At 66.3% G+C, this 13,649-nt stretch carries 6 protein-coding genes; 4 read left to right on the top strand and 2 right to left on the bottom strand.

Going from position 1 to position 13,649, the window contains the following annotated elements; all coding sequences use genetic code 11:
- Window positions 1–98 precede the first annotated feature (98 nt).
- Window positions 99–3,944 (top strand): beta-galactosidase, encoded by a 3,846-nt coding sequence (locus ACY65G_RS01050; RefSeq protein ID WP_464995525.1) that lies wholly within the window; start codon window positions 99–101, stop codon window positions 3,942–3,944.
- A gap of 127 nt (window positions 3,945–4,071) precedes the next feature.
- Window positions 4,072–4,266 (top strand): hypothetical protein, encoded by a 195-nt coding sequence (locus tag ACY65G_RS01045; protein ID WP_464995524.1) that lies wholly within the window; start codon window positions 4,072–4,074, stop codon window positions 4,264–4,266.
- 37 nt (window positions 4,267–4,303) lie between these two features.
- Here ACY65G_RS01045 and ACY65G_RS01040 read toward each other — a convergent pair whose 3' ends face one another.
- Window positions 4,304–5,596 (bottom strand): SGNH/GDSL hydrolase family protein, encoded by a 1,293-nt coding sequence (locus tag ACY65G_RS01040; protein WP_464995523.1) that lies wholly within the window; start codon window positions 5,594–5,596, stop codon window positions 4,304–4,306.
- Between the two features lie 247 nt (window positions 5,597–5,843).
- Here ACY65G_RS01040 and ACY65G_RS01035 point away from each other — a divergent pair, with 247 nt between their 5' ends.
- Together ACY65G_RS01035 and ACY65G_RS01030 are read left to right on the top strand one after the other, a co-directional pair.
- Entirely contained in the window at window positions 5,844–8,879 is a 3,036-nt protein-coding gene (locus ACY65G_RS01035) for a TonB-dependent receptor (protein ID WP_464995522.1), read from the top strand.
- Between the two features lie 109 nt (window positions 8,880–8,988).
- Complete coding sequence (locus ACY65G_RS01030) at window positions 8,989–12,180, top strand: TonB-dependent receptor (RefSeq protein WP_464995521.1); 3,192 nt, start codon at window positions 8,989–8,991, stop codon at window positions 12,178–12,180.
- 172 nt (window positions 12,181–12,352) lie between these two features.
- On the opposite strand, the gene ACY65G_RS01025 is transcribed toward ACY65G_RS01030, so the two are convergent.
- Complete coding sequence (locus ACY65G_RS01025) at window positions 12,353–13,588, bottom strand: hypothetical protein (protein WP_464995520.1); 1,236 nt, start codon at window positions 13,586–13,588, stop codon at window positions 12,353–12,355.
- Between the last annotated feature and the right edge of the window lie 61 nt (window positions 13,589–13,649).

Below are 13,649 nucleotides of genomic sequence, written 5' to 3'. Positions count from 1 at the left end.
GCGAAACGCTCAATTGATTGACCAATGAGCCCCCATGTCTCGCAGGCAAATGGCTTTATGATCTGGCACTGTCCCATAGACCACATCCAGAAGCCCCGATGCCCAAGATCCCCGCCTCGCTCCGTCGCCGCTGCCTTCCCCATCTCCTCCAATTGAGCCTTGCCGCGCTGGCGCTGCAGGCCGGCGCCCAGGAACTGGGCATTCCGCAGGCCTCCGATGCGCAGCAGCGCCAGGCGCAGGCCAACACCGCCGCCAATGCGCCGGTATTGCTGATGGCGGCCGTGCCGCTGTCGGCGCAAGGGAAGTTCAGCGTGTACTCGTCCAGCGATGGCGTCACGTTCACCACGCTGGCTTCCGAGGCGCATGCGCCGCAGGGCGCCACGCTGGCCGATCCGTCGATCGTGCGGCACGAAGGCCGGTACTACGCTGTGTATGCGCAGGGCGCGAACCTCGGCATCGCCCGCTCGGCGGATTTGAAGACGTGGGAAGCGGTCCGCACGGCGCCGCTGGCGCTGGCCGGCGGCGCGCAGGTGTCCGCGCCGCGCTGGGTGCGGGAACGGGACGGCGCCCTGAAAGTGGTCGTCGCGGCCGGAACGCAAACCTATATCGTCGCGCCGGATGCCGGCTTCACGGCGTGGTCCGCACCGCAGGCCGTGCAGGGGCTGTCGGGCGGCGCATCGGTCGTCGCCACGGAGAGCGGCGATGGTGCCTACACCGCGCTGGTGCGCAATGCCGGCAGCGGCGCGCTGGAAGTGGCCACCGCGCAAACCCTGGCGGGGCCTTGGGTCGCACAGCAGGGCAGCGGCCCGGGCGGATCGTCCGGCGGCCAGTCGCTGGTGAAGCTGGCCGACGGCACGTGGCGCGCCTACTTTGCCGACGCCGGGCAGTACTGGTTCTCGGACAGCCGCGACCTGCGCGCCTGGTCGCCGCGGGCGAAGGTGGGCGGCGTATCCGGCATGATCGGCGCCGCTTCCGTCATTGCCGAGGAGCGCAAGGCCTTCGCGGCGGCGACGAAGCCGAAAGGCCAGCCCAGGAAGGTGTCGTGGGACGAGCATTCGCTGAAAGTGGACGGCAAGCGCATCGTCGTCTGGTCCGGCGAGGTGCATCCGTTCCGCCTGCCCAGCCCCTCGCTGTGGCGTGACGTGATCCAGAAGATGAAGGCGCTCGGCTTCAACGGCATCGCCTTCTATTTCCACTGGGGCTACCATTCGCCGGCGCCGGGCGTGTACGACTTCAACGGCATCCGCAACGTGGAGCGCGCGATCGAGATCGCTGAAGAGGAGGGCATGTACATCATCGCCCGCACGGGCCCCTACATCAATTCGGAGCTGACCGGCGGCGGCTATCCGGGCTGGATGTTCCGCAACCGCGCCGAGGCGCGCACGGACGATCCGGTGTACCTGGCGGCGTCCGACGAGTGGATGACCCAGATTAACGCGATCATCGCACGCCACCAGGCCACCGATGGCGGCGGCAACATCGTCGCCTACCAGCTGGAGAACGAACTGGGCAAGGTGGAGCCGAAGCACGTGCGCCAGATGGACCACCTGGCGAAGAAGGCGCGTGCCGATGGCATCACCGTGCCGTTCTTCCACAACGCGGCGGGCCGCCTGCCCGACTGGACGCCGAAGAATTCGACGGCGCCTTGGGCAAACACCGGTCCGACCGACATCTACGCGTTCGACGGCTACCCGGGCGGCAGCTGCAACGTGTTCGCCGATCCGTCCGGCCCGAACAAGGCGCCCGACTGGGGCATCTACGCGCAGCCGGGGCCCAAGGCGGGCGCGCTGTCGTCGCCCGGCACGCCGGGCTTCGCGGCGGAGCTGGGCGGCGGCTGGTTCGATTACTGGGGCTCGAACGGCACCTACAACTGCACGGCCGAACGCCAGGGCAAGGGCTACCAGCGGGTGTTCTACGGCACCAACCTGATCAACCGCATCACGATCCACAACGTATACATGACGTTCGGCGGCACGTCGTGGGGCTGGCTGGGCGGGCCGGTGGTCTACACGTCCTACGATTACGGCGCGCCGATCTCGGAAGACCGCGGCCTGCGGCCGAAGGCGCTGGCGCTGAAGCAGCAGGGCATGTTCGTGCAGGCGGCCGAACAGGCCATCGCGCAGATGGACAAGGGACCGGCCATCGCCACGTCGTCGAACCGGGTCAAGGTCTACCACAACGTCAATCCGGCATTGGGATCGCACGTGCTGCTGGCCGTGCACAGCCCGTCGGACCTGCTGACCGACGACAGTTTCACCTTCGATCTCGCCACGAAGGACGGCGGCTACCGGGTGCCGCTGCGCCTGAACGGCCAGGATGCCAAGATGTTGCTGGCGAGCTATCCGCTGGAACGCCAGCACCTCGTGTATTCCACGTCCGAACTGCAGACGCATTTCAGGAACGGCGAGCGCGACATCGCGCTGCTGCATGGCCGCGACGGAGAAGCCGGCGAAACGGTGCTGCGCTTTACCGGCGCGCCAAAGGTGGAAGTCCTGGCCGGCAAGGTCGCTTCCAGCTTCGACGCGGCGAAGGGCGACCTGAAGCTGACGTACACGCACGATGGCCTGGCCCGGGTGCGCATCACCGGCGGCGGCCGCGCGCCCCTGCTGCTGCTGCTGGCCGACGAAAAATCCAGCCTGCAATTCTGGACGCAGAAAACGCCGGCAGGCCAGGTGCTGCAGATGACGCCCGCGCTGGTGCGCAGCGCCACGCTGGCCGGCGGCAAGCTGGCGCTGACGGGCGACACCACCGCGGCGAGCACGATCGAGATCTGGGGTCCGGCGTTCAGCGCCGCGACATTCAACGGCGAGGCATTGTCGTTGGCCGCGCAGCCGGACGGCAGCTTCAAGTCGAACGCGGTGAGTGGCCCGGCCGCCGTCAGGCTGCCGGATCTCGCGGCGCTGCCGTGGGTGCGCCGCACCGACAGCCCTGAGGCACAACCGGGCTTCGACGATGCCCAATGGGTAAAAGCGGACAGCCGCGCCTCGGCGGCGCAGACGTGGACGATGCCCGAGCGCGGCCAGCCCACGCTGGCGATGAGCGACTACGGCTTCCACCATGGCGACGTGTGGTACCGCGGGCACGTGGAGATCAAGGACAAGGGTAACGGTAAACCCACTAATCAGCTCGAACTGTTCTACGGCGCGGGCGGTGCCGGCATGCTGCAGGCATGGATCGACGGCCGCTTCGTCGGCCAGCACGAAATGGATACGGGCCGCTCGTTCCCCGAAACGACGGACAGCGTGAAGCTGTCGCTGGGCGACCTGAAACCGGGCAGGCACGTGATCGCCGTCATGGTGCGCAATAACTCCCATAACTGGAACCTGATGGCCGACGATTACCACCGCGAGGCGCGCGGCCTGATCTCGGCATCGCTGACGTCGAAAGGCGGCAAGCGCTTCGGCGTGCCGATCGACTGGCGCATCCAGGGCCGCCGCGGCGGCGAAACGCTCGTGGACGTGGCGCGCGGCCCGCTGAACAATGGCGGCCTGCATGGCGAGCGGGAAGGCTGGCATCTCCCATCGGCAGGAAAAGCCGCCGGCTGGACGGCGGCGAAACCGACCGATGCGCCACCGGCGGCCGGCACCTACTGGGTAAAGACCGGTTTCGACCTGGACCTGCCAACAGGGCACGATGTGCAATTGGGCCTGGCGTTCGGCGATGCGTCGCAACCCCGTTCCGACCGCGAGAACCGGGCACTGATCTTCGTGAACGGCTGGAACATGGGCCAGTTCATCGCCCATATCGGTCCGCAGCGCACGTTCGTGATCCCGCCGGGCATCCTGAACCCGAACGGCCGGAACACGATCGCGCTGGCGGTCACGACAGACGGCAAGAAGGAAAACGCGCTGGAACCCGTGCGCCTGGTCAACCTGCGCACCGCGCGGGGCGGCGTCCCGCTGGAGGTGGTGGCAACGCCGCAGGACCCGGCGCCGCAAAGGTAACGCCGCAGGAGGGCGGCCCTGCCAATGGCCCGGTCCGCGCCGGGCCATTGCCATGCCGGGTAAGTGCGCCAGCTAACGGACGGCGAGCCGCGACGGGTCCACCCTGTGACGGAACACAGGAGGATCCATGGACGCAGGGTATGTGAAGCTGAGCAATGAACCGGCGCTAGCGCAACTGGTCACGCGCACGGACCCCACGCTGGCCTGCTGGGCCGCGCTGGTGCAGGTGTGGGACGGCATCGAAGGCACGCTCGACGAGACCGACCCGCCCGGCAGCGCGGAGAACGCCACGCCGATGACGGCGGTGCGGCCGTTCGTCTGACCGCATCGGCCCTTTTGCCGGTTTCCTTCGTCGGAACTCAGCGCGGCGCCACCTTGGCGCCGCCGAACAGCTGCAGCGGTACCGCTTCGGCCATCGCGGCCATGCCCGCGTCGTTCGGATGCAGGTGGTCGCCGCCGTCGTATTTCGCCTGCAACCGCGATGGCCGCGCCGGATCGCGCAGCGCACGGTCGAAGTCGATCACCGAGTCGAACTCGCCGCCCTCGCGTATCCATTTGTTGACGGCCTGCCGCACGGCTTCCTTGGGCGCCGTGTAATAACCCGGGAAGACAGTGCCCTCGAACGGCGTCAGCGTGGCGCCGTGGATGGCGATGCCATGCGCGCGGGCGCGGGCGATCACCTGCCGGTAGCCGGCGATCAGGTCTTCCGCCGTGGGGCCCTCCGCGGCCGGCATCGAGCCGGTGCCGGGGTGGCCGATGTCGTTGATGCCGACGAGGAGCACCACATGGCGCACGCCCGCGGTGGCCAGCACGTCGCGATCGAAGCGGGCCAGCACGGCGCGGCCGAACGGCGGCCATTCGCCGGGATCGCGCAGCAAGCGGTTGCCGCCGATGCCGCGGTTGACGATACCGAAGGTCACATCGGGACGGCCCGTCTGCAGCCGCCGCGCCAGCACGTCGGGCCAGCGCCGGTTCGTGTCGGCCGTCGTGTTGGAGCCGTCGGTGATCGAATCGCCCAGCGCGACGATCGTCCCGGCCCCCGGGGCCATCACATCCACCGCCGTCAGGAAGGGCCATGACGTGATCGTGCGCTGCGTCGGGAACGCCGCGGCAGCCGTGAAGTTGCCGGGGCCGGACACGTAGCTGGTCTGGAATGCGTTGTTGTGGACCGTCGTTGCCCGTGCCTCGCCCGGCAGGTGCAGGCTCACGGCGAGGTCCGACCGCGCCGGTACGGCCAGGTCCACCGGGTCGGACAGCACCGGCGCGCCGGGCGGAATCACCACGGAGGGCCGGCCGCCGAATGTCAGCGCGCGGCCTGATTCGGCAACGATCCCTGCGCCGCCGGCGCGCAGCGCCAGGTGCGCCGCGCCGATGCGCAGCGGCGCGCTACCCAGTTCGTTCGATAGCCGGATACGTACCTTGCTGCCGCCGATGCTGGTGTGGACGATCAGCCGCAAGGTCTGGTCGTTGAACTTTTCCAGCGTCTTCGATGCCGCGTCGGCCGGTGCGGTGCCCCACGTGCCAGCCCAGTTGTCGTCCTGACCCCCGCTCGCTTCGGGTGCGCCATGGGCGAATGGCATGCCGGCCAGCGTGGCCAGCGCAAGGGCGGCGGCCAGCAGGTTGCGCCGCGCGGGCGCGAACGTCGTCTTCAAATCGGTCTCCTCGTTCGTTGCGGTCCCGCGTGTCGGGGCCAGGCGACACTGTAAGCAGCGCCGCCGTGGCGCGCAAGGGCGCATGGCGTTGTTCAAAGCACACAGCATCGTCAGCTTTTGCACCGAAACCGCCCATAACGGCTCAACTGCGTGAGTGATTGGTGCTCGGATCGCCTCGGCAAAATGATCTCGTCCTAAGATCGAACCGACTCCGGCAAACGGAGCATTAAAAAAACGAGGAGACGGTATGAAGTCCACGAAGCACATGGGGCATCGCGCGCTGCCGGCCGCGCGGTTGACCAGCCTGGCGCTCGCGATCGCCACGCTGGCGGCGCAGGCGGCCGCGCAGGAGCAGGTACAGGAACCGACGCCGCAGCCAGGCGCACAGCAAACCGCACCGCAAGCGGCGCAGCAGCCGGCACAGGATCCGAACGTCGTCGTCGTGACGGGGTTCCGGGCCAGCCTGAACAGCGCGCTGAACACGAAGAAGAATTCCGACGGCATCGTCGATGTGATCAAGGCCGAGGATATCGCCAAGTTCCCGGATGCGAACCTGGCCGAGTCGCTGCAGCGCGTGCCCGGCGTGGCGCTGGCGCGCGGCGACGGCGGCGAGGGCAAGCAGATCACCGTACGCGGCCTGAATGCCGGCTTCACCAGGGTGCGCATCAACGGCATCGAAGGCGTGGCGGCCACCGGTTCGTCGGACATCAACGGCAGCACGAACCGCGGCCGCGGCTTCGACTTTTCCGTGTTCGCTTCCGAACTGTTCAACAGCCTGGAAGTGCGCAAGACATCGGAGGCCGCCGTCGAGGAGGGCTCGCTGGGCGCCACCGTCGACCTGCGCACGGGGCGCCCGTTCGACTTCAAGGGCCGCACCGTCAGCGTGGGCGCGCAGGAGTACTACAACGACCTGTCGAAGAAAACGCAGCCGCGCGTGACCGCGTTGCTGTCGGACCGCTGGGAAACGCCGTACGGCAAGGTGGGCGCGCTCGTGTCCGGCGCCTGGTCGAAGCGCCGCGCGCTGGAAGAGGGTTATGAGGCGGTGGACCTGCTGTCGGCCAACGCCGACGGCGGCTTCTGCTCGCCGGCCGGCTTTGCGCCGCAGAATCCCGCGAACAGCGCGGCGAAGGGCATCGACGCGGCCAACTGCGGCTTCGGTGAACCGCGCACGTCGAACCTGGCGGCCTGGAACGACGTGATGGGCCGCACCGACAACAACGGCGGCACGATCGCCAGCCCTGCGGCCGGTTCGGGCGCGTTCCACCCGCGCATTCCGCGCTACCGCCGCTCGATGACGGACTACGAACGCACGGGCCTCACCGGTGCGCTGCAATGGAAGCCTTCGGCCGACACGGACGTCAACCTCGACCTCATGTACGGCAAGTTCGAGAACCGCCGCTACGACAACTACATTTCCGCGATCTCGTTCGGCCGCACGCTGCAGACGGCGAACGGCAAGCCGCAGACATCGATCGTGGAATCGCACTTCAACGACAACGGCAGCTGGGATTACGGCAAGTTCAACGGCGTGGACGTGCGCAGCGAAGGCCTGCTCGACGTTTACACGACCACGTTCAAGCAGTACGTGTTCTCCGGCGGCCACCGCTTCAGCGACCGCTTCAAGGTCAACTTCCTGCACGGCACGTCGAACTCGGAGCTGGACGAACCGATGCGCGCGACCGTGCAGTTCGATTCGCCGAACGTGGACGGCTTCTCGTACGACTTCCGCAACAACCGCAACGTGCCGGCGCTGAACTTCGGCATCGACGTGTCGAACCCGAACAGCTTCACGTTCGGGCCGCAGGAAGCGGACGGCACGCTGCATGGCCAGTTCGTGGGCCGCTACCTGAACACCCGCAACAAGCTGAAGACGACGGAGCTGAACGGTTCGTTCGAGCTGAACGACAACCTGACCTTGCGCGGCGGTTACTCGAACCGCAAGAACACGTGGAGCAACGTGGAGATCGGCTCGGGCGGCAACGGCCTGGCATTGCCGGCCGGCGTGACGGTGGCCGATATCTCGCAGCAGGTCTCGGGCTTCGGCAAGGGCCTCGGTGCGAACGTGCCGTCGTCGTGGGCGGCGGTGGACCTCGACAAGCTGCGCGCCATCTACGACATCGAATGCCACTGCGACGCGGTGCCCGGTTCGCAGTATGCGTACCTCACGCAGGCCAATCGCGCGGTGGAGGAAAAGATCGATGCGCTGTACGGCATGGTCGACTTCAACTACGACCTGTTCGGCATCGGCTGGCGCGGCAATGTGGGCGTGCGCGGCGCCGAAACGAAGGCCACGTCGATGGCGCTCATCAACGTCAACGGCCAGCTGCAGCCGAACATCGTCACGAAGAAGTACCGCGACTGGCTGCCGGCGTTCAACCTGACGGCGCAGCTGCCGCAGGACGTGTTCCTGCGCTTCTCGGCGGGCAAGACGCTGTCGCGGCCGGAATACGTGGACCTGGCGCCGTCGGCCACCGTGTCCGGCCAGTCCGGCACCGTGGGTATCGGCAACGGCGACCTCGATCCGATCCGCGCCAGAACGTACGACCTGCAGGCCGAGTGGTACTACGCGAAGAACGCCATGGTGTCGCTGGGCGTGTTCCGCAAGGAGATCGACAGCTTCATCCAGACCGTGTCCGAGCGCGCCGTGTACAACACGCTGGGCCTGCCGAACGACCTGCTGGTGTTCAACGGCTGCTCGATCACGGGCGGCACGCCGGGCTGCCCCACGTCGCCGACCGATTCGGTGGTGGTGAGCCGCAAGGTCAACACCCCGGGCGGCCCGCTGAACGGCCTGGAATTCAACCTGCAGGCGCCGTTCACCTTCCTGCCCGGCGTATGGAAGAACTTCGGCATGCTGGCCAACTACACGTACGTGAAGTCGAAGATCACCTACATCACGCGGGTCGACAATCCGCGCACCGACGCGAACGAGCTGCTGAGCGTGCGCGCCAACTTCACGGGCCTGTCGCCGCGCGCGCACAACCTGACGTTCTTCTACGAGGACGAGAAGTTCTCGGCGCGCGTCTCGAAGGCGCACCGTTCGTCGTACCTGCAGGCCGTGCTGGGCGACGTGCAGGGCCACGACTTCACGATCGTGGACGGGTCCACCAACATCGACGCCAGCGTTTCGTACCAGCTGACGCCGAACCTGCGCATCTCGCTCGAAGGCCAGAACCTGACCGACGAGCCGCTGCGCTATGGCCGCGACACGCAGCGCAACGACACGCTGCTGTACGTGCACTCGGGCCGCTCGGCCGTGCTGGGCCTCAGCTACAAATTCTGATTCCGCAGTAACACCGAACCCGCAGCCGCGGGTTCGGCGCATTCGCCAGTGTCTTGAATCGGTAATGAACATTCAGGGCACGAGACATCAACGCAAAAGAGGATGAGACATGCAAAGACCGCAACCGAAGTTGATAGCGCTTGCAGCACTGGCTGTGTGTGCGATGGCTGCCCACGCCAATGCCCAGCAGGCCACGGGTGAGGCGGGGCAGCCGGGTGGGCAGCAGGGAATCCAGACTGCGCAGGCAGCCGTGCCGGCGGACGCGCAGCCGGGCGTGCCGGCGGCAGGATTGGCCCCAGCATCGGCTGCAGCATCGGCCGCAATGCCGGCCACAGCAGAGGCCACGGCGCAGGCGCCCGCGCAATCGAGCGGCCAGTCCGGCGGGCAGGGCGCCACGGGTTCCTCCGCCCAGCCGGCCAGCCAGGGCAGTGGTGCCGAAGCCAATACCGTCGTCGTCACCGGCTTCCGGGCAAGCCTGAACAGCGCGCTGAACACGAAGAAGAACGCCGACGGCATCATCGATGTCATCAAGGCCGAGGACATCTCGAAATTCCCGGACGCGAACCTGGCCGAATCGCTGCAGCGCGTGCCCGGCGTGGCGCTGGAACGGGGCGATGGCGGCGAGGGCAGGCAGATCACCGTGCGCGGCCTCAATTCCGGCTTCACGCGGGTGCGCATCAACGGCATCGAAGGCGTGGCCGCGACCGGCGCCTCGGACATCAACGGCAGCACGAACCGGGGCCGCGGCTTCGACTTTTCCGTGTTCGCCTCGGAGCTGTTCAACAGCCTGTCCGTGCGCAAGACCGCCGAGGCGGCCGTGGAAGAGGGCTCGCTGGGCGCGACCGTCGACCTGCGCACGGGCCGCCCGTTCGACTTCAAGGGCCGCACGATCAGTTTCGGCCTGCAGGAATCCTACCGCGAGATGGGCAAGAAAACCCAGCCGCGCGTGACGGGCCTGATCTCCGACCGCTGGGAAACGCCGTATGGCCGCTTCGGTGCGCTGATTTCCGGCGCCTGGTCGAAGCGACGGGCGCAGGAAGAAGGCTACGAGGCCGTGAGCATCGTGGCCGCCAACACCGACGGCGGCTTCTGCTCGCCGGTCGGCGTGACGCCGCAAACGCCGCCCAATGACCCGCTCAAGGGCGTGAACGCCACCTCGTGCGGGCCGGGCGCCGACCGCCTCACCGACGCCACGGCCTACAACGAAGTGTTCGGCCGCCGCGACGACTACGGCGGCCTGCTGACCAACCCGGCCGCCGGCAATGGCGCGTTCCACCCGCGCATTCCCCGCTTCCGCCGCTCGATGACGGACTACGAGCGCCTGGGCCTGACGGGCGCGCTGCAATGGAAGCCGAATGCCGATACGGATGTCAACCTGGATCTCATGTACGGCAAGTTCGACAACATCCGCTACGACAACTACATCTCGGCCATCTCGTTCGGCCGCACGATGGCGCAGGCCAACGGCAAGCCGCAAACCTCGATCGTGGATGCGGAATTCAACGAGAACGGCCGCTGGATGTACGGCAAGTTCAACGACGTCGACATCCGCAGCGAGGGCCTCGTCGACATCTACAAGACCATCTTCAAGCAGCACGTGTTCACGGTGGGACACCGCTTCAGCGATACATTGCGGGGCAACTTCATGCACGGCGTGTCCGACTCGGAGCTGAACGAACCGCTGCGCGCCACCGTGCAGTTCGATGCGCCGAACGTCGATGGCTTCTCGTTCGACTTCCGCCAGAACCGCGACGTGCCGATCCTGAACTTCGGCATCGACGTGGCGAACCCGGACAACTTCACGTTCGGCCCGCAGGAAGCCAACGGCACGCTGCACGGCCAGTTCGTGGGCCGCTTCCTGAACACCACGAACCGGCTGCAGACCACGCAGGCCGACGTGGAGTGGGAAGTCAACGACAACATCACGTTCAAGACCGGCGTCTCGGCGCGCAAGAACCGCTGGACCAACCTGGAGCTGGCATCGGGCGGCAACGGCCTGCCGCTGCCGGCGGGCACCACGGTGGGCGACTACACGCAGCAGATCACCGGCTTCGGCAAGAACCTGGGCGGCACGGGCGTGCCGACATCGTGGGCCACGGTCGACCTGGACAAGTTCCGCTCCGCCTGGGATATCGAGTGCCACTGCGCCGCGGTGCCGGGCTCCGAGTACAACTACCTGACGCAATCGAACCGCTACGTGGAAGAGAAGATCAACGCGGTGTTCGCCAGCGTGGACTTCAAGTACGACGTGGGCCCGGTCACGCTGCGCGGCAATGCGGGCGTGCGCGGCGCCGAAACGAAGCTGAACTCGATGGCGCTCATCAACGTGAACGGCCAGCTGCAGCCGAACTACGGCTACAAGAAATACCGCGACTGGCTGCCCGCGCTGAACCTGACGGCGATCCTGCCGAACGACGTCTTCCTGCGTTTCTCGGCCGGCAAGGTGCTGTCGCGGCCCGACTACGTGGGCCTGACGCCTTCGGTTTCCGTCAACACCACCGGCCAGTCGGTCTCGATCGGCAATCCGAACCTGGATCCGATGCGCGCCGACACGTTCGACCTGCAGGGCGAATGGTATTACGCGAAAAACGCCATGGTGGGTCTTGGCCTGTTCCGCAAGAACATGAAGTCGTTCATCCAGGGCGCTTCCGAGCAGGCGATCTACTCGACCTTGGGCATTCCGAACGAACTGCTGCAGACGCCCACCGGCTGCTCGATCACCGGCGGCACGCCTGCATGCCCCACGACGCCCGACACGCTCGTGACGGTCAGCCGGCAGGTGAACACCAGCGGCGGCCCGCTGAAGGGCCTGGAATTTTCGTGGCAGACGCCGTTCTCGTTCCTGCCGGGCGCCTGGTCGAACTTCGGCATGATGGCCAACGTGACGCGCGTGCACTCGAAGATCAAGTACCTGACGCGCCTCGACAATCCTCGCACCGCGCCCAACGAGGAACTGTTCATGATCACGAACTTCACGGGCCTGTCGCCGCGCGCGAACAACCTGACCATCTACTACGATGACGAGAAGTTCAGCGCCCGTGTCTCGCGCGCCTACCGCTCCAGCTACTACCGGGGCATCCGCGGCAACGTGGACGGCCACGACTACCTGGTCGCCGACGGCTCGACCACGTTCGACATGAGCACGTCGTACCAGGTCACGCCGAACCTGCGCATCTCGCTCGAGGCGCAGAACCTGTCGAACGAACCGACCCGCTATTACAACGACACGCAGCGGCAGGATACGCTGCTGTACGTGAAGTCGGGCCGCACGGTCGTGCTGGGGGCGAGCTACAAGTTCTGATGTAAAGGCGGCAGAACCGGTGCCGCTCGTGCGGCACCGGTTTCATCGCTTTCCCGCTGTTCGTTCCGGCGGACGCACAGGCGGCCGACCGGCGCGGGAAACGCGCGCCGCTGACGCCGCCCGGCCATCAATGCTGGGCTCGGGTTTCGACATGATTGAGCTTGCGCCGGAACTATGGTGGATCAGTGCGTGTCTGCGTATCCGGGGTGCCGGATGCGGTTCCTCTCCTGCCGTTTTTCGTGCCTTCCGCAGGCGCTGCGTGATTTTGTACACCTGGCGAGAGGCCAGGCCCGACCGGCGTTTCCTTGTCGCCCCGAGCCAGTTTGTCCAGCATGTCGGGAACCAGCCGCTCTGCAAAGCCCGCGATGAAACACCACACCAACAGGCGGCCAAGGTCTTTTGCCGATTCCGGGATAAGACTGTTGAATACCGTCTGGATGGGCTTGCAATCGCCGGGACATTCGGACTGGAACTTGGGCAGGATATCCAGTGCCAGCAGCTTTTGCGCGATTTCGGAGACAAAGAGGAAGTACATGACGAGTGCGAATGCGCCACCGATGATGATCGACAGCTGTATTCCCGCGTCGCCGTTCGCTATCGTCGACATCCGCATGACGGGATCGGTGTCGCCCAGCGGCACGTCGGCAGCATCCTTGACGCGACGCGTGATGCTGATGGTCGCTCCAAGGATGCCCGCATAAATCGCCAGCAGGATGACGTTCAGCGCCCGGCCGTAGACGGCATGCGAGACGGCATGAGGGGCCGTTCCCATCATCACCGCGCCGTGGATTGCCACAATCAGGTTGAGCACGAGCATCGCCAGCAGCCCCAGGGTCATCCATCTGATCAACGTGAAACGGTAGCGCCGCATCCCATGTTCCATGACGATCGCGTTCAGATACCACCAGTGCCTGCCTTTCACCAGGTCGATCAGGTCGGCGCGGACATCGTCGATATCCGCCAGCTGCGCATCCGGCGGCCCGCTCGCAATATACTGGTTGTAGATTTCCGGACCGACCAGCTTGGAGTAGGTCGATCTGGTGCTCCATATCTTCGCGCGCACTGCGCGCTCCGGCATTGCACACAGCAACAGCATTTCCAGTTCAAACAGGTCGGCAAGCTTGACCTTGCACTTCGGTAACTGCTTGATCCTTGCGAGCCTTCTCAGGAACTTCGTGCGCGCCGGCTGCTCCGCCAGCGTACCGGCACCAAAGCTGGCAAACTCGCTCACCAATGTTCTACAGAAATTCCCGTTGTATTCTTTGCGCAGCTCGATGGCATGGGAAGAGCCAAGAAATAGTGCCTTCAATGCGCGCAATATCCGCGCGACTAGCCCGGGATCGTCAGTACTCTCCTCGCAATCCGCGCAGCCTGCAGCACGCCTCACATCGCGTTGACCGGTTCTCATGATTGCTCCTGTATCAAGCAAAGCCGTTGCCGCGCGAGCGACGCACCTCCACGATTCCCAT

Source organism: Pseudoduganella sp. jia 12, assembly GCF_055502675.1.
This window is presented reverse-complemented; position numbering and strand designations above follow the sequence as displayed.